Raw genomic sequence first — 18,113 nt, 5'->3', positions numbered from 1 at the left:
CATGACCTCCGCCACGGCGGGAAGGGTGCGGCGTACCAGTGCCCGGGTACGCCGCACCGGGCGCCTGCGCCGCGCCGCCCTGCCCTACCTCCTGCTCCTGCCCGCCCTGTTCTTCGAACTGCTCGTCCACCTCGTCCCGATGGTGATGGGCATCGTGATGAGCTTCCGGCAACTGACCCAGTTCTTCATCCGGGACTGGTCCAGCGCCCCCTGGTCGGGCCTCGACAACTACGCACTCGCCGTCGACGTCAACAAGCCCGTCGGCGAGGCCCTGCTCAACTCCTTCTTCACCACCTGCCTGTTCACGCTCCTGTCGGTGGCCCTGTGCTGGTTCCTCGGCACCGCCACCGCCGTGTTCATGCAGGAGACCTTCCGCGGCCGCGGACTCCTGCGCGGCCTGTTCCTCATCCCCTACGCACTGCCCGGCTACGCGGCCGTCATCACCTGGGCGTTCATGTTCCAGCGGGACAACGGCCTGGTGAACCACGTCATCCACGACCAGTTGGGGCTCGGCGGCGCCGAGCACACCTTCTGGCTGCTGGGCGAGAACAGCTTCTGGGCCCTGCTGACCGTCTCGGTCTGGAAGGGCTGGCCGTTCGCCTTCCTCATCGTGATGGCCGCGCTCCAGAACGTCCCCAAGGACCTCTACGAGGCGGCCGCGCTGGACGGAGCCGGCGTCTGGCAGCAGATCCGCCGGATCACGCTGCCGTCGGTCAGCGCCGTCAACCAGGTGCTGATCCTCGTGCTGTTCCTGTGGACCTTCAACGACTTCAACACCCCCTTCGTGCTGTTCGGCAAGGCGGCCCCCGAAGCGGCCGACCTCATCTCCATCCACATCTACCAATCCAGCTTCGTGACCTGGAACTTCGGCACCGGCTCGGCCATGTCCGTCCTGCTGCTGCTCTTCCTGCTGCTGGTCACGGCCGTCTACCTGTTCGTCACGACCCGGGGACGGAAGGAAGCCGATGCCTGACCGCAGCACCGCACCCGCCCTGCGCGGCCGCCCGCGCGCGCGGCCCCGTACGAGATCACCGCTCGACCCGCCGACGTCCTTCAAGGTGATCCGGGCCGTCTTCCTCACGCTCCTCGCCGGCTTCGTCGCGCTGCCCGTCTACGTGATGGCCGCCAGCTCGCTCAAACCCCTGAAGGACGTGGCGGGAGAGTTCCGCTGGATCCCCAGCGGGCTCACCATCCGCCCCTACATCGACATCTGGCACACGGTCCCGCTCGCCAAGTACTTCGTGAACTCGCTCATCGTGGCCGGCTCGGCCACCGCCTGTTCCGTCGTGATCGCCGTCTTCGCGGCGTACGGGGTCAGCCGCTACCGCTTCCGCGGCAAGCGCCTGTTCACCGTGACCGTGCTGTCCACCCAGATGTTCCCCGGGATCCTCTTCCTGCTCCCGCTGTTCCTGATCTTCGTGAACATCGGCAACACCACCGGGATCGCCCTGTACGGATCCCGCGGCGGCCTGATCCTCACCTATCTCACCTTCTCCCTCCCCTTCTCCATCTGGATGCTCATCGGGTACTTCGACTCGGTGCCCCGCGAGCTCGACGAAGCCGCCACCGTGGACGGCTGCGGACCGCTCGGCGCGCTCTTCCGCGTCGTCATCCCGGCCGCCGTTCCCGGCATCGTCGCCGTCGCCGTGTACGCGTTCATGACCGCCTGGGGCGAAGTGCTCTTCGCCTCCGTCATGACGAACGACGCCACCCGGACCCTCGCCGTCGGACTGCAGGGCTACTCCACGCAGAACGACGTCTACTGGAACCAGATCATGGCCGCGTCGCTCGTCGTCAGCATCCCCATCGTCGCCGGATTCCTGCTGCTGCAGAGGTACTTGGTGGCCGGACTCACGGCAGGAGCCGTCAAATGACCCTGTACGCAGAACGTTCCGACACGGGCCGTCTCGACACCGCCCGCGACTCCATCGACCTCGCCGCCCTCCCGCGCGACTTCGTCTGGGGCACCGCCACCTCCGCCTACCAGATCGAGGGAGCCGTCGCCGAGGACGGCCGGTCCCCGTCCATCTGGGACACCTTCACCCGCGTCCCCGGTGCCATCGACGGCGGTCACAACGGCGACACCGCCTGCGACCACTACCACCGCTGGCGCGAGGACATCGACCTGATGCGCCGGCTCGGCACCAACGCCTACCGGCTCTCCATCGCCTGGCCGCGCGTCCTGCCCGGCGGCGACGGCCCGGTCAACACCAAGGGCCTCGACTTCTACGACCAGTTGATCGACGGCCTGCTCGCCGCCGGCATCGAACCGTCGGTCACCCTCTACCACTGGGACCTCCCGCAAGCCCTGCAGGACCGCGGCGGCTGGCCCGAGCGGGCCACCGCCGAGCACTTCGCCGCGTACGCCGGAATCGTTGCGGCGCGCCTCGGCGACCGCGTCACCCAGTGGGCGACCCTCAACGAACCCCTCTGCTCGGCGTGGATCGGCCACCTCGAAGGCAGGATGGCCCCGGGCCGGACCGACCTCACCGCCGCCGTCCGCGCCTCCTACCACCTGCTGCTCGGCCACGGGCTGGCCGCACAGGCCGTCCGTGCCGCAGCACCCGGCGCGCAGATCGGCATCGTCAACAACCTCTCCACCGTCGAGCCCGCCACCGACAGCGACTCCGACCGCGCGGCCGCCCGCCGGATGGACGGCCACGTCAACCGCTGGTGGCTCGACCCGGTGCACGGCCGCGGCTTCCCCGCCGACATGCGGGAGGTCTACGGAGTCGAGCTCCCCGAGCGGCCCGGCGACCTGGAGACCATCGCGGCCCCGCTCGACTGGATCGGCCTGAACTACTACTTCCCGCAGGTGGTCACCGCCGACCCGCACGGCGCGGCCCCCTACGCCCGGATGATCGACCGGCCCGGCGTCCCGCGCACCGGCATGGACTGGGAGGTCGACGCGGACGGCCTGGAAGCCCTGATCATGCGGCTGACCGAGGATTACGGTGCCCGCCGCATCCTCATCACCGAGAACGGGTCCTCGTACCCCGACACCGTCGCCCCCGACGGCAGCGTCCACGACCCGGAGCGCACCGCGTACCTGACGGCCCACCTGGCCGCCTGCGCCCGCGCGGCCCGCCGCGGCGCACCGCTGGCCGGCTACTACGCCTGGTCCCTCCTCGACAACTTCGAATGGGCCTACGGCTACGACAAGCGGTTCGGCCTGGTCCACGTGGACTACGAGACCCAGCAGCGCACCGTGAAGACCAGCGGCCGCCACTACGCGGACCTGATCGCCGCCCACCGCGCCCTGTAGCCCCGACCTCCCTCAGCCCCTCCCTCCCTCCCTCCCCTTCCCGGAACCGCTCCGCCGCGCCGCGCCCGCCCCTCCTCCTCCCGGGGCGGGCGCGGCTCTTCGTGGTGGGATGGGGGGCGGGGGCACGCGACCGGCTCACGGAGAGGGCGAGAGGTATGTCCGAGGACCAAGAGGGCACCATGCGGGCGATGACGTACGACACGTACGGCGGAGTGGAGGTGCTCTCCGAGACCCGGATCCCCGTGCCCAAGGTCGGCCCCGGCGAGGTCCTCGTGCGGGTCCGGTGCGCCTCCGTCAACCCCGTCGACTGGAAGATCATGGCGGGCGGACTCGACGGGCTCATGGACGTCGTGTACCCCGTCGTCCCCGGCTGGGACGTGGCCGGGACGGTCGAGTACGCGGGCATCGACACCCCGGAGTTCACCGCGAGCGACGAGGTGATCGCCTACGCCCGCAAGGACTACGTCCACGGCGGCACCTTCGCCGAGTTCGTGACCGTGCCCGTACGGGCCCTCGCGCCCAAGCCCGCCTCCCTGACCTGGCAGCAGGCCGCGGGGCTGCCGCTGGCCGGGCTCACCGCGTACCAGCTGCTGACACGCCTGGACACCGGCAAGGAGGACACCGTCCTCGTGCACGGAGCCGCGGGCGGCGTCGGCTCCCTGGGCGTGCAGATCGCCCGCGCGCTCGGGGCCCGCGTCATCGGCACCGCCTCCGCGCGCAACCACGACCGGCTGCGCGAGCTGGGCTGCGAACCCGTCGAGTACGGCGAGGGCCTCGCGGACCGGGTCCGCGCCCTGGCGCCCGACGGGGTCACCGTCGTCGCCGACTTTGTCGGGGGAGTCCTCGACACCACCCTGGCGGTCCTGGCCGAGGGCGGCCGGCACGCCTCCATCGCCGACCACACCGTGCTCGGCGCCGGCGGCCAGTGGATGTGGGTACGGCCAGTCGGCGCCGACCTCGCCGAGCTGGGCCGCTTGGCCGACGCCGGGCAGCTCACCGTCACCGTCGCCGAGACGTTCCCGCTCGCGGAACTGCCCGCCGCCTTCGAGCTCAGCCGGGAGGGGCACACCGCCGGGAAGATCGTCCTGGAGGTCTGACCCCGGGGAGGCCTCCGAGCGCAGAACCGCGCGCCGCCAGGGTCAGGTTCGGGCGGCGCGCGGAGTGTGCGGGGCGTCGGGCCAGGGATCAGGCGTAGACGCCGAAGTGGAACAGGGAGTAGCCGTAGCCGGTTCCCCGTTGGGTCAGGTCGAGGCGCACGTAGCGGCCCGACGCGGCGATGTCGAAGTCGTCGATGCCGCCGTCACCGTTCGAAGTGGCGTAGGCGGTACGCCAGTTCTGGCCGTCGTCCGACACCTGGATGGTGTACGCCTTGCCGTAGGCGGTCTCCCACACCAACTGCGCGTGCTTGAGCTGCCGCACCGACCCCAGGTCCACCTGGAGCCACTGGGCGTCGGCCCATGTGGTGGCCCAGCGCGTGGTGTTGTTGCCGTCCGTGGCCAGTTGCGGACCGCAAGGGCAGCCGCCGTATCCGTCGTTCTGGAACGTCGAGGCGGTCGTGGGCCGGTTCAGCGCCACGTTCGTGCCCGACACCGGCGGCGGGACCACCCTCACCGAGCGCTGCTCGACACCCACGTTGCCGCGGCCGTCCTTGGCCTTGACGTAGAGCTTCCACGCGCCGGTCTTCGCGGGGGCCGTGGCCTTGAGCGTGCCGTTGCCCAGGTGGGTCGACGGTACCGAGATCAGCCCGCCGCCCCCGTCCACGTACTTGCTGCCCCAGAGCACCTCGTACGAGAGCTGGTCGCCCTCGGGGTCGGTCGCCGGGGCCTGGATGGTGATCTCCTTGCCGGCCGGGACGGCGCCCGGGTCGGGGACGGAGGGGACGGAGACGGTGGGCGGGAGGTTGTCGCCCGCAGTGTTGCCGCCGTAGGCCCGCTTCACGGCGTAGTACATCTTGCGGCGCTCCCCGGCCGGGGTCAGGTTGAACCAGTGCCCGCCGAAGTCGTACTCGGTGCCGTAGTGGAAGACCGTGGCGCCCAGGGCCACGCCCCCGTGTCCGGTGACACAGTTCCAGGCGTTGGTGTAGCCGTCGGCCTTGGCCTGGTCGCCGGGCTCCAGCGGGACGCCGTTCGCGTCGTTCGGGACCTCCCACTCACCCGCCGGACCGGTCTCCGTGATGATGTAGGGCTTGGTGTAACCACCCTGCTGCCAGGCCTGCTTGACCCCGCAGGCCTCCTTGTAGGCGTTGACCGCGTAGAGGTCCAGGTCCGGGGAATTGCGCTTGTAGTACGTCCAGGCGCCCACCCAGGCGTCGGTGGAGGTGACCGGGTGGTCGGCGTCGATGCGGTGGATGGCCTTCGCCACGTCGTTCAGATACGTCGTGTACGCGTTGCGCTGGTTCTCCAGCTCGGTGCCGGAGTAGCAGTTCTGCAGGCCGAGCACCGACTCGTTGCCCACGTTCCACATCAGCACGGCCGGGTTGTCGCGGTAGGTCTGCACCCACTTGGTGAACTCGGCCAGCATGTTGTTCTTGTACGTCGTGTCCGTGACGTAGTTCGTGCAGCCGCCGCTGCCCGGACCACCGCCGGGCTGGAGCCAGAAGCCGGCCACCACCTTGACGTTGTTCGCGTTGGCGGCGTCGAACAGCTGGGCGCTGCTCGCGTCGGTGCCCCAGGTACGGATGGTGTTGGCGCCCAGCGACTTCACGTCGGGGAGCAGGCGCGCGGCGTCGGCCGGGGAGGGGCCCCAGGTGACGCCCTTGACGAGGTACGGAGAACCGTTCACGGTCAGCTGCCAGTTGCCCTGGGAGCCGGTCACCTTGACCACGCTGCCGGCGGCCTGGGCCGGACCGGCGGGGACGAGGGTGACGGCGCCCGCGAGCAGGGCGGCGGTGACCACGGTGCTGCGCATGCGGGTGAGCATGCAGGAACCTCCTTGGGAGGGGGTGGGGGGAGGGGGAAGTGCTACGGGAGGCGTCCGTCGGGGCCGAGCACGGTGCCGGCCTCCGGGTGGAACTGGTCGTAGCCGCGGTTGTTGCACTGCAGGCCGCCCTTGATGCAGTGCTCGACCATGGCGTTCAGGGTGCGCTCGTCCCACGCGTTGAAGAAGTCGTAGTGGAAGGAGTGCCCGGACCCGCTGGACAGCCTGACCTGCGACATGTCCCCGCTGACCGGGAAGGCCATCTTGAACTCGACCATCGGGACCGCGACCGGGTGGGAGGCGGGGCAGACGTTGTCGTTGTTGCCGGGCTTGGTGACCGGGTAGGCCATGTGCGCCTTGTGGTCCGGGGTGTCGAGGCTCTTGCCGTCCCAGCAACTGGGCGACTGCATGCGGATGTTGAGCTGGGTGCCGGCCGGGCAGTTGGCCGGGAACTCGGTGTTCCTGAAGCTGTCACCGCACTCCCAGCCCTCGACCCAGCCCTTGTGCCCGCGGAACTCCGCCGCGGTCTGGGTCGGGCTTCCGACGAGGAAGCGCAGACCCTTGGGGAAGGGGCGCACGCTCGTGTAGTCGGTGACCCCGGTCTTGTAGTAGATGACCTGGGGGCCGGTGGGCAGGACCTTCTGGTTGCCGTTGAAGAGCGTCGGCATCCAGTAGCCGGACAGGTCGCCGACCGCGGTGCAGGCCGTGCCGCCGGCGCTCAGTGAGGCGGTGGTGCTGTTGGCGTCCGTGCCGGTGTTGCCCATGAAGGTGTGGTCGTGCGAGGCGCCCGGCCGGCCCGCGTAGACGATCGGGTCGTCGGGTGCGGTCTTGGTGACCGAGCAGTTGGCCTGGAACTCGTGGAAATAGCGGTCCGGCGGGTTGTTCCAGGACGGGGTCACGCCGGTGACCTGCGGAACGGCCGGGATGTAGCCGTCGCCGTCGGGGTCGTCGCCGCCGGCGAGCGGGGCCGCGGCGGCGTGGTTCATGTTCGTGTGGACGGAGGCGGAGGCGGAGTCGGGCGTGGCCTGGGCCGTGAGCGCGGTGGCGCCGAGACCGGCGGCCGCGGTCACGGCGATGGCCGCCGAGACCAGGAATGCGGACAGGGTCCGCGGTCGGAGATTCATCGTTCAGCTCCTTCTGGGGGAGGGAGGGGGAGGGAGGCCCCCGCTGAGAGAGCGCTCTCTCAGATGGCCCGGAAAACGCGGGGCGGCCGGCAGCCGCCCCGCGAACCGGGAATCAGGGGTGGATCAGGGGAAAGAGACGACGGTGGAGGGGGTGGTCGAGGTGCCCGAGGTCGGCGCACCCGTGTTGTTGATGACGTGCTCGTACTGGCCGTTGCCGCCGAGCGAGACCACGAGGATGTCGTGGAACTTCACACCCGGCTTCACCGGCACCTGGAAGCCGTGGTCCTGACGGATCGTCGGGTCGACGTTGTAGAAGCAGTAGCTGCCCAGGCCCCAGCCCTCGTGGGTGTTGACCGAGTCGGCGACCTTGTAGGCGGCGTACCCCTTGATCGAACCGTTCTGGATCGCGGCCTGGTTGGGAGCGTCGTACGCCTTCTCGTTCTGGAAGAAGATCGTGCGGCCGCGCTCGCCGTTCCACTCCACGTCGTACTTGTTGAAGTGCTCGACGAACAGGCCGGTGGCCAGCACGTCGTCACCGTTGACGCGGAACCCGTAGTCGGAGCGGTTGGTCTCCCAGCCCACCCCGTCGCCGTGGTCGGCGCGCCAGATCCAGGTGTGGTCGACGATCGTGTCGTGACTGTTGACCACCATGCCGACCGTGGCCTTGCCCGCGCCGGCGCCGCCGACGCGGATGAAGACGTCCTGGACGGTGGTCGGGTTCGCCGCGTGGTCCGTGGCGGCGTCGGCCGGGCCGACCTCCAGCAGGGTGGGGGAGTTGACCAGGCCCGCGTCGATCAGGAATCCGGCGAGCTTCACGCCGTCGACGTCGGCGACCTTCATCGCCGTCACCCCGTTGTCCGGGATGATGGTGGCGAGGCCGAGGCCCAGGACGACCGTGTCGGCGCGGTTGACCTGGATGGTCTGGTCGACGTGGTAGACGCCCGGAGTGAAGAGCAGGTGCAGGCCCTGGGCCAGCGCCTGGTTCATCGTCGCGGCGCTCGTGCCGGGCTTGACGACGTAGAACTGGCTCAGCGGGACCGACGTGCCCTGCGGAGCGCCGTTGCCCCAGGAAGTGCCGCGTGCGTTCACGCGCTTGGCCGGGACGAACACCTTGTACTCGGAGCCGTCCAGGTACAGGAACGGCTTCTCGCGGGAGACCGGGGTGGTGTCGAGGGTGGTGTAGCGCGGCTCCGGGAAGCTCTGTGCGGGCGCGCCCTGGGTGCCGGAGAAGACCTGGTTCCAGACGCCGTTGGACCAGCTGCCGATGGAGCTGTCGCGGGTGTACCACTGCTGCTGCGAGTAGTTGCCGACCTGGCCGTCGATCTTCGAGTCGGCGATGTAGCCGCCCGAGGCCCAGCCGTAGCCGTTCGGGGCGAGGTTGAGGCCGCCCTTGATGTGCATCCGGCGGAACGGCGCGGCCTGGGAGACGGCCCAGCGGTTGGTGCCGTTGACCGGGTTCAGCGCCAGGTTCTCGGCCGAACGCCAGAAGTTCTGGGTGGCGTTGCCGCCGAACCAGCCCGCGTCCACGGTCACGTCACCGTTGATGGTGGTGTCGTCCGGGCTCAGCCCGAGGCCGGAGATCGAGGTGTAGAAGCCGATCTGGGCGTTGAGGCCGTTGTAGGTGCCCGGCTTGAAGAGGAACTGGTAGCGCCCGGAGCCGAACTGCGCCGACTCCTGCTGGGTGAAGACCTCGTCCAGCTTGGCCTGGATGTTCGGGGTTGACGGGTCGAAGACGATCACGTTGGGGCCGAGGTCGCCGCCGCCGGGAAGGGTCGGGCCGGTGCCCCCGGTGGTTCCGTAGACCTGGAACTCCCAGAGTGAGTAGCCGTATCCAGTGGTGCGCTGGGTGCCGTACACGCGGACGTAGCGGGCGGTGCCGGTGATGTCGTGGGTCTGGACGCCGCCGGTGGAGTTGGCCGTGGAGTAGGCCGTGGACCAGTTGGCGCCGTCCGTGGACAGTTCGACGCGGTACGCCTTCGCGGCGGCGGTCTCCCAGCGCAGGACGACCTGGCTGAGCTGAGCCGACGCGCCGAGGTCGACCTGTATCCACTGCGGATCGGCGAACTGGCTCGACCAGCGGGTGCCGTTGTCGCCGTCGACCGCGGCGGAGGCCGGGGTGCCGGCGCCCTCGATGGAGGAGGCGGTGGCGGCCTTGCCCTGGGAGAGGAGCGTGGGTGCGGCGGTGGCCGCGGTGCCCGGCAGCAGCACGAGGAGGGCCGCGACCAGGGCGGCCGCGAGGGAGGCGACGGTCAGCCGGGACGGCCGGCGCGCCGGGTGGCGCGCCGGGTGGGGCGACGGGTGGGGCGGGTGAGCGGAGAGGAGGGGCATGCGGGGCTACTCCTGACGTTGTGGATCCGGGGGGATCGAAGCGTGAGTGAACTGCCCGGCGCCGGGGCCGTCAAGGGTTTGAACGTTCATGAACTGAAGATCCAACGGCGTGTCAATCACGCATCAGGCCTGTGAACTTGGAGTTTCTTCAATCCTTGTGAAAAGTGTTGACGAAAAAACTTCACAGGATTCTACTGAGGCTCTGACCGCTCCGTCTCGCCACGCCCTAGGGGCGGGGCGGAGCCCTGGTCGGACTCGTGGCCGCGTTCGGAGAGTGGGGCCAGATGCTCGGCCTGGTGCTGCCGTGCGTTCGTTACTTGTCGTCAGAGGAGGTCGGGGACGGTGCCGCAATCCGCCCACGTCACCTCGGTGCCGGGGAGCGTCGCCGACCAGGGCGCGGTGAGGGCCGCCAGGGCGCTCGGGTCCGGCGGCGTGTGGCCGAGGCCGATCGCGAAGCGGGCCAGGGCCGGGGTCCGCTCGAAGGGCCGGGGCCAGGCGTGCGCGTCCGCGAGGCCCGCCTCCGTCAGGGAGCCGAGCAGGGCGCGCAGCCGGCCGCGCGTGCGGCCCACGTTGTCCTCGAAGTCGAGGGGCCTGGAGCCCGTCACGGTGACCACGGCCCAGGCGGCGTGCCGACGGTGCGGGGTCGCGGCGGCGGCGAGCTGGGCCGTGGGGCTCTCCTCCAGCGCCTCCCATGCGGCGAACAGCTCCCGCGTCAGCAAGTCGGCGGTGCCTGCGCCGACTTGGGTGGTGCAGCTACGGACCGGGGCGGACGGTGTCAGCACGGTGACGGCGTCCGCGCCGCCCCCGCCCCCTGTCGGGTCCGCGGCCGGGGCCAAGCTCACCGGCGTGCGCCAGTCCCAGGCGGCCCAGGTGGCGAAGAAGGTGCGGAGCAGGGGCCCGGGGGAGAGGTCCGGGGCGGAGCGGACCGTGTGGGCGGCCAGCACGGCCCAGGCGATTCCCGGCAGGCCGCCGAAGGGCGCCGAGTCCAGCCCCCGCGACCGTGCCCAGACCTTGACCTCGCGCGCCAGCCGGGCGAACGCCGTGTGCTCCGGGGCCACGAAGGCCCGTACCGCATCGGTGTCGCTCACCGCGCTCAGCGCCACCGCGGCCGCCTCGCCCAGCTGCGCCCGCCGGGCTACGGCCCGGTCAGGCGGTACCGGCCCGGTGGCGACCACCACCAGGTCCACGTCCAGCCCGGCGACGCTCAGCCGCAGGCCCGGCACCCGGGCGCCGGTCACCTCGCGGAGCCGCTCGGCCTCGGGGAGCGCCGAGGCGACCCGCGCCCGTACCTCCGCCAGGGCGACGGCGCCGGGCAGGGCCGCGACCAGGTCCAGATCCGAGTCCGGCAGCGCACAGCCCATCCGGCGCGAGCCGGCCACGTGCACGACCCCCTCGGGGAGCGCCGCCGCGATCCGCGCCGTGACGGAGTCGGCTTCGGCATCGGCCTCGGACGGCCCTGCGCCGTCCGCCCGGCCCGCCGTGGCACGTGCGGGCTCCGCGACCCAGCGGATCCTTCCGGTTGCGAGTTCCACCGTCGCCCGGACCTCCATCGGGCCGTCGCCCCGCCGGGAGAGCACGGCGAGCGAGTCCACGCGCGCCGACCGGCCGTCGCCGAGGCGTGCCGCGAACTCCCTTTCCGCACGCCGGGGATCGGGGCTGCGTCCCAGCGTCAGGTGGGGGGTGAAACCCTCGACCCGACTCTCGCAGCCGGGGAATCTCGCCGCCAACGTCCGCCGCAACTCCTGCCACGGCGCGTCGCCGGCCGCCGCCGGGTCCAGCCACAGGGTCGGGCCGAAGGCGTACACCCCGTCCAGGCGTGCCGTGAACGCGGCCGATTCCACGGCCGCTTCGGCCAGCAGGGGCAGTGCCGCCTCGAAGGAGGACTCCGGTACGAAGCCGAAGAGCAGGTTCACCTGTGCGGGCCATCGCTCCGCTTGCGGGTCGTGTGCGCGACGGACCGCCTCCACCGCCTCGTCCCGCGGCGCCAGCCACGCCACGGCCGTCCGCGCGGTGGCCTGCACGTCCAGCACTGCGTGCCCGGAGCCCGCGCCGCCTCCTCCGCGCCCGTCGGGCGCCGGGTCGAAGTCCAGGGTGGCCTCGACCCCGTAGTGGTCGGAGATGAACAGTCCGTCCGCGGCCGGGGAGGCGCCGCGCAGTGCGGCCTCCGCCACGCGAACTCCCCGCGACCGCAGCAGGATCCGGTCCAGGCGAGCGGCCCGTCCCGACAGCGACCCCACCGCCGCGAGCGGATTGGCGACCGGATCGAAGGTCGGGGTCCCGTCCTGCGCCCCGTGCGCCTCGGTCCACGCGTCCCGAAGCCCCAGCGCCGCTGCCGGACCCGCTCCTCCCGACCGGCCGTCGTTGAAGTCGCCGAGCAGGGCCACGTCGGCCGCCTCGATCCCCGCCAACCCCTCGGAAAGCCGAGTCAGTTCGGCCGTGCGCCGGTCCTCGCCCCGCTCCGTGTGGTCGCTCGTCAGATGGGTGGCCGCGACCACCAGCGGCCCGGCCGCCGTGTCCACGGTCACGGCGACGACCGCCTTGTGCGGAGCCAGCACGTGAACGCCCGCCTCCCGCACCGGCAGCCGGCTCAGCACCAGCAGCCCGCTCTCCGCCACGTCCCGGCCGCCCGGGTCCGCGGCGACCGTGCACGAGGCGCGGACCCACGGCTCGGCGAGCAGCATGCCGAGCAGCTCGCGCTCCACCTCCTGGAGCGCGATCACATCGGCGTCGGCCGCCGCGAGGTCTGCCAGCAGCAACGGCCTGCGCCGCGCCGTGGCGATGCGCGGGGCGTCGTACCGGTCCCAGAGCGTGTTCCATGTCAACAGGCGCACGCACGAAGGCCTTTGGGTGCGGACTTCACCCTCGGGTGCCGCCCGCCACGCGCCGCCTCCGGACGCGTCCCATGCGTACGGGGTCCGCGCGGTGAAGAACGGCGCCCGCAGCAGCCTCGGGTCGCGGACCCGCCCGGCCGCCGTGCTGCCGATGACGTCCACGCCCGTCGCCCGGTCCCACACCAGCTCGCCGTCGGCTTCCACGAACAGCACCCGGTGCCAGGGGATGTCGCCCCCGGGCACGAAGGACGGGAGGGGTACCCGCTTCGGTGCGGCTCCGCGCTGCAGCAGTCCCAGCGTGAACCGGGCGGGGTCGAAGCGGGGGTCCCAGCGGACCTGGTGGTAGAGCTCCTCGCTGGTACGCATCAGCCCTCCTCGCCGGCAGCCGTACGGGCAGTCGTACGGGCCGTCGTACGGGCAGCCGTACGGGTCGTCGCACCGATCGTGCCCGCCGTGTCCTCGACGGTTCCGTCCGCCCCGAGGTACCACGTGCGGTGCGCCTCGCCGGGATACGGCGGAGCGAACCGCCGGAGCTGCGAGGTCAGCACCTGCTCCGGTACCGGGTGCGCGCGCGTGGAGTTGCGGCGCAACAGCTCCGCCTCCCCGACCAGCAGCACGGCGTGGGTGACCAGCGCGTCGCGCCGACGGGCGACGGCGCCGGCCAGGCCGCGCTGCTGGGCGGTGAGGGAGGTCGCGTCCCACACCACCGTGCCCCCGCGGTGCGCGGCCGAGGCGAGTGCCGAGTCGAGAAGGTCGAGGCCCTCCCGGAGCACGTCCGCGTTGTCCCGCTGGTCGGCACGGGAGCCCCGGGCACGGCGCAGCTCGTCGAGGCTGATGTAGGACTCCACTGCGGGCAGGTTCCGGGCGTAGGTGCTCTTCCCGCTGCCGGAGGGGCCGCACAGCTGCACCAGCCGGGGGAAGGAAGAGCCGTCCCGCCACCGACAGGTAGCCGCGACCGCCTCCTCGGGGCCGGTCAGCTTGCCCTGGCCGTACGCCCGGCGCGCCTCGGCCCAGCAGCGGTCGGCGGCGTCACCGCCGATCCCGCCGCCGCCGTTCGCATCCCCGCCGCCGTTCGCATCCCCGTCTCCGCTTCCGTGTCCGTCGCGTACGCCTGCTCCGGCGAGGGCGTCCCGAAGCCCGGCCCGCAGGGATTCCAGCGGCGCGGGCCCGAGCACCCCCGCCTCCTCGGCGTGCAGTGCGGACCACTCCACGCACTCGCCGGCCCCCTCCCCGCTACCGGCTTCGCCACCTCCACCGGACTCGGGGACCGCCCCCGCCAGCGCGTGCAGCACCCCCAGATCGGCCGCCTCCGCCATCCGTACGAGCCCCGCCCGCCGTTCCGTGTCCGGATGGGGGAAGGGCCTGCGCAGCGCCGGGTAGAGCCCGACCAGGTCCGCGACCCGCCGTGCGGTGGCCATCCCGAGCGGCCCCGCCGCCAGCCGGGGTGCGAGCGCGGCTCGCGGTACGCCGCGCAGGGCCGCCGCCAGGATCCCGGCCAGCCGGTCCTCACCGGACCGGCGTACGCTCAACCCGTCGATGCGGTCGGCCACTTCGGCGACCAGTCGCGCGACTCCCGCCGCGTCCACCATCGTGTCCGCGCCCACCGCGCGGAGCAGGCCGGCGGCATCCGGATCCGCGCCCGACCGGGCGTCCCAGAGGGCGGCCGCGGGACCGAGCCCGTTCGGCACCACCTGGGCGTACATCCAGTGCGTGTCCGTCTGCACGTGTCCGCCCCGGACCCATTTGGCCACGCACCGCCCGAAGTCGGCCCGTTCGAACCCGGCCGTCGTGCGGACCACGTACCCCTCCTGCCGTGTGGTGTCGAGGCGGAGCCGGCGCAGTGCCCGCTCGTCGAAGACGCCGCGCCACAGGACGCGCGGTCCCGGGACCCCGAGGTCGCGCAGGAAGAGTGCCGTCCGGTCCCAGTCCAGGCAGTGGTCGCCGTCCCACACCGAGAACCCGTAGAACCACGCGTCGAGTTCCTCGTAGGCAAGCGAGTGCCGGGCGTAGACGTTCTCCCCGCACACCCGCCAACCGGCGGGGATCCCCGGGCCGATACGGCTCTGCAGGCCCTTCACCCAAGCCCGTGACGGATGGTGGCCCGAGTCGAGCGACCGCGCGTGCAGGCCGTCGGTGTAGAGGGTGGTGTTCTCGCCGTCGAGCTTTTCGGTGACCACGACCTCGCGCCCGGCGAACCCGGCCAGCATGCCGGGCCCGCTGGTCCGCACGTCGTCGGACGTGGCACCGGGGGACCAGGGCAGGTGCGGGGTCCGGGGGTAGTGCGTGCGCATGATCCGCTCCCTGCGGGCCGAGGCTGGTGCCTGGTCACTCTAGGGAGGCGGAACCCGCCCGGACCAGCGAATATCGGCGGCGGGGCGGACCCGGCACGCCCCTCGGCACTCGAAAAACGGCACGCGAAACGGCACCCGGTTCAGTACCCGACCGTGAACCGCCTGCCCGCGTGCGCGTCGCGCTCGATCTCGTCCAGCAGCGCGACCGCGAAGTCCTCCGCGGAGATCAGACTCTTTCCGTCGTCGTCCACGACCAGGTCGTCGAGCCCCAGCCGGTACGTGCCCGTCCGGGTGCCCGGCTCGACCGTGGCGGCGGGGCTCATGTTGGTCCAGTGGACCTCCTCCACCGGCACGGTCCGCAGGAAGTCGAGGGCGTCCCCGTGGGCGTGCATGACGGCGACGATCGGCGCCGGAATCCCGGCCTGGTCCCAGACCCTCGGTCCGCCGGGGGTGCGCAGCGAGCCCGCCCCGCCGACGGTGAGCACGCGCGGCCGGTCCTCGTCCGCACCGAGGGCCTGTACGCCGCCGATCAGTGCCTTCGCCGCACCGACGAGCGTGCCGGGATCACCGGAGCCCGGACCGTACGTGCTGACCACCACGTCCTGCCCGGCCGCCGCCCGGGTCACGGACGCGGGGTCGAGGACGTTGCCGCCGACGACGGTGACGTCCGCGGAGCTGGCTTCGGACTCGGCGAAGTGCGCGGGATCGCGTACGACGGCCGTGACCTGGTGTCCGCGCCCGAGTGCTTCGTGGAGCACCCGGGATCCGATGGTGCCGGTTGCGCCGAAGAGAGCGATCTTCGCCATGGCCACTCCTGGGGGTGGAGGCTGGACGGGCCCCGGTCGGGGTCCGCCGGGCCCATCCAAGCGAATCCCGCCTCCCGCACCCGGCAGCGCCACGCGGTCAGCGGCACAGCGCGACGATGGCGGGGTCCACCGTCCCCCGGGCCGCCGCGCACAGCGGCGCCATGTCGTACGTACGGTTCGGCGCGGGCCGGGCGCGACGGGGCTTCGCGGCGGGTGCCGCAGGCTTCTTCGGCGCGGCCCGCCGGGGCCGCTCCGGCCGGTGCCGCGGCGCGGCGGGCTTCACCCGGCTCCGCGGCCGGGCCGCGGGCGCCGCGGGCTGGGCCGGCGGCGGGGCAACGGCTGCCCCGGGCAAGGGAGTCGGGGCGGTATCCGGTACCGGGTCCGCATCCTGCGCGACCTCCGGCAGCGCCCCCAGCGGCCAGGCCTCGGCCGCCGGTCCCGGCAGGCCCGTCCGTACCTCCGTCGGCGCGGGCCGTGCTCCGTTCCCGGGTACGGCTCCGTTCCCGGGAACGGAGCCGTACCCGGCCGGGCCCACGGTCACACATCCGGTCAGACACCCGGCCGCCACGGCCAGCGCGACAACGATCAGGGGCACCCTCGGTCCCCGGCGCGACTCCATCCGCCCACCCTGCCCGACGAACGCCCGCACCCCCGCACGCGCTCACCCGCACGGGTGGTCCGGGCTCCTCGGAAAGGAGCCTCAGCCGCAGGTCACACTGTCCCTCGGCGTGTAACGGGTCTTCATCGTCTCCCGCTTGACCTCTTGCCCGCCCTTCACGAACACCCGGTCGACGGCGACGTCGAAGCCCTCCAGCGGGGACTGCGGTTCGCACTTCGGGCCGGTGTCCGTGCGGGTGGCGGGCGGCTTGACGTTCGTCCGCGGACCCTTGGCCGCGCGGATCTCGTCGTACTGCTTCGTTCCCAGGAAGGTGATGGTGATCGAGGTGTCGGTCGCCTCGGCCTGGATGTAGAGGGCCTTGCCCGAGTCGTTGGCGAAGCGCAGGTCCAGGCTGCCCCACGCCACGGTGGCCTCGCGGCCCTCCGGGTAGCGCTCGATGTAGAAGGAGTGCGCCCCGTACTCGACGGGCTTGACCCCTGAGAAGAACATCGCGTTGAAGACGGTGGTGGCCACCGCCGAGACACCGCCGCCCGCGGCCTTCTCGTACTGGCCGTTGTTGATGATCAGGCCGTCGACGAAACCGTTCTCCTTCGTGCGCTCGCCGACGCGGCGGTTGAAGCTCCACGTCTCGTCGGGCAGCACGAGCGAGCCGTTGATCAGCTCCGCGGCCCGCCCGATGTTCGTCGTACGGTACGGGGCCTTCTCGAAGTCGACGGTGAAGGAGGACACCTCCTCCTTGATGCCGAGCTGCGCGACCGTGTTCTTGGTCAGCTTCGGCTGGACCTCCTCCGTGGCGACCTCGCCCGTACGCTCCGCCGCGCCCGCCCGCGTCAGCAGCGGCAGCACGGCGGCGGACAGGCCCTCCTCGGCGACCCGGCGTCCTACCCGGCCCTCCTCGGCGACGGAGACCCCGCCGGCGGAGTCGGAACGCAGCTTCGCCTCGACGGGTCCCGGCGCGGCCTGCCGCAGCGGACCGGCCAGCTCAGGGTCGGCGAGCAGCGCCTTGGCGTCGAGGCCGGGCGCCAGGCGGCCCTGGCCGTCGTCCTTGAGGGTGAGGTGCTTGGCGAGGACGGCCGGGCCGACGGGTATGCGCTTGCCCGCCACGGTCAGGGTGACCGGCGCGGACACCGCCGGCTCGGCGAACTCCTTGAGCGCCCGCTCCGTCTCCTGCTGCCCGATACGGGGTTCCGTGCTCCGGACGGGGAGCACGACGGGCCCGTCCGCGGCCCGGGGGTAGGACGAGCGGAGCACGCCGAGGGAGCCGTCGACGTCGAGGTCGGTACCGGTGACCGGGGCCACCGCCTTGGCCTTGCCCTTCTCGAAGGAGACCGAGCCCTCCCGGGCCTCCTGCCGGGTCTTCGCGCCGATCCCGTCCAGGGCGGCGCGGGCCGCCTGCTCGTCGAGCCGGATCACCGGCTCCACCTCGGGATCGCCTGAGGAGAACAGCCGGCCGATCACGCTGACCGGGTCGGAACCGGACCGGGCCGCCCGGTCGGCGGTGGCGCCGGTGTCCAGGGACAGTCCGAGCGTCGCCGGCTGCGCCTGCTCGGTCCGCTCACCGATCCGCAGCCCCAGCGGGGCCGCGGCGGACGGGCCGAGAGCACGGTCCAGGGTATGGCGGGCCTCGGCGCGGCTCATCCCGCCTATGTCGATGCCGCGCACCTTCGTACCGGTGGCTATGTCGTCGCCCGCCAGCAGCAGGCCCGCGGCGTAGAGCCCACCGAAGCCGAGGACCGCGACGCCGCCGGCCACGCCGGCCACGCCCGGGACGGTCCACCGCTTGCCGGTGTCCGCCGGGGTGCCCGTACGGGGTGCGCGTCGCATGTCTGGGTCTCTCCTCGCTTCGGTGACGTGGTCGGACCGGCGGTTTTCATGCCGCCAGTCCGCCCGGGGAACCTAGCAAGATCCGTGTAACCAGGTAATAAGGAGGTAT

General features: G+C 72.1%; 12 protein-coding genes. 4 read left to right on the top strand and 8 right to left on the bottom strand.

Annotated elements, in window-relative coordinates:
* Position 1 precedes the first annotated feature (1 nt).
* From AC061S_RS04365 to AC061S_RS04350, 4 genes are all read left to right on the top strand, one after another.
* Positions 2–973: a carbohydrate ABC transporter permease gene (locus AC061S_RS04365; RefSeq protein ID WP_478684474.1), complete on the top strand. Its 972-nt coding sequence runs from the start codon at positions 2–4 to the stop codon at positions 971–973.
* Complete coding sequence (locus AC061S_RS04360; protein WP_478684473.1) at positions 966–1,874, top strand: carbohydrate ABC transporter permease; 909 nt, start codon at positions 966–968, stop codon at positions 1,872–1,874. The genes AC061S_RS04365 and AC061S_RS04360 overlap by 8 nt, the downstream gene beginning before the upstream one ends.
* Positions 1,871–3,265 (top strand): GH1 family beta-glucosidase, encoded by a 1,395-nt coding sequence (locus AC061S_RS04355; RefSeq protein ID WP_478684472.1) that lies wholly within the window; start codon positions 1,871–1,873, stop codon positions 3,263–3,265. The genes AC061S_RS04360 and AC061S_RS04355 overlap by 4 nt, the downstream gene beginning before the upstream one ends.
* Positions 3,266–3,444: 179 nt before the next feature.
* Positions 3,445–4,362: an NADP-dependent oxidoreductase gene (locus AC061S_RS04350; RefSeq protein ID WP_478684553.1), complete on the top strand. Its 918-nt coding sequence runs from the start codon at positions 3,445–3,447 to the stop codon at positions 4,360–4,362.
* Positions 4,363–4,450: 88 nt separating this feature from the next.
* On the opposite strand, the gene AC061S_RS04345 is transcribed toward AC061S_RS04350, so the two are convergent.
* The 8 genes from AC061S_RS04345 to AC061S_RS04310 all read right to left on the bottom strand — a co-directional run bounded on the left by AC061S_RS04345 (position 4,451) and on the right by AC061S_RS04310 (position 18,004).
* Entirely contained in the window at positions 4,451–6,184 is a 1,734-nt protein-coding gene (locus AC061S_RS04345) for a discoidin domain-containing protein (RefSeq protein ID WP_478684471.1), read from the bottom strand.
* Positions 6,185–6,225: 41 nt separating this feature from the next.
* Positions 6,226–7,305, bottom strand: coding sequence for a DUF1996 domain-containing protein (locus AC061S_RS04340; RefSeq protein WP_478684470.1), 1,080 nt, complete (start codon positions 7,303–7,305; stop codon positions 6,226–6,228).
* A gap of 123 nt (positions 7,306–7,428) precedes the next feature.
* A complete protein-coding gene (locus tag AC061S_RS04335; RefSeq protein ID WP_478684469.1) occupies positions 7,429–9,633 on the bottom strand; it encodes a discoidin domain-containing protein in 2,205 nt (734 codons plus the stop codon).
* A gap of 323 nt (positions 9,634–9,956) precedes the next feature.
* Positions 9,957–12,830: a poly(A) polymerase gene (locus tag AC061S_RS04330; protein ID WP_478684468.1), complete on the bottom strand. Its 2,874-nt coding sequence runs from the start codon at positions 12,828–12,830 to the stop codon at positions 9,957–9,959.
* A complete protein-coding gene (locus tag AC061S_RS04325; protein WP_478684467.1) occupies positions 12,830–14,755 on the bottom strand; it encodes an RNA ligase family protein in 1,926 nt (641 codons plus the stop codon). Before AC061S_RS04325 ends, AC061S_RS04330 begins: the two co-directional genes overlap by 1 nt.
* A 140-nt stretch (positions 14,756–14,895) precedes the next feature.
* Entirely contained in the window at positions 14,896–15,561 is a 666-nt protein-coding gene (locus AC061S_RS04320) for an NAD(P)-dependent oxidoreductase (protein ID WP_478684466.1), read from the bottom strand.
* Between the two features lie 97 nt (positions 15,562–15,658).
* Positions 15,659–16,156, bottom strand: a complete 498-nt coding sequence (locus AC061S_RS04315; protein ID WP_478684465.1) for a hypothetical protein — start codon at positions 16,154–16,156, stop codon at positions 15,659–15,661.
* A gap of 105 nt (positions 16,157–16,261) precedes the next feature.
* Positions 16,262–18,004: a VanW family protein gene (locus AC061S_RS04310; protein WP_478684464.1), complete on the bottom strand. Its 1,743-nt coding sequence runs from the start codon at positions 18,002–18,004 to the stop codon at positions 16,262–16,264.
* Positions 18,005–18,113: the final 109 nt, after the last annotated feature.

It is taken from the genome of Streptomyces sp. CA189 (assembly GCF_056428985.1).
This window is presented reverse-complemented; position numbering and strand designations above follow the sequence as displayed.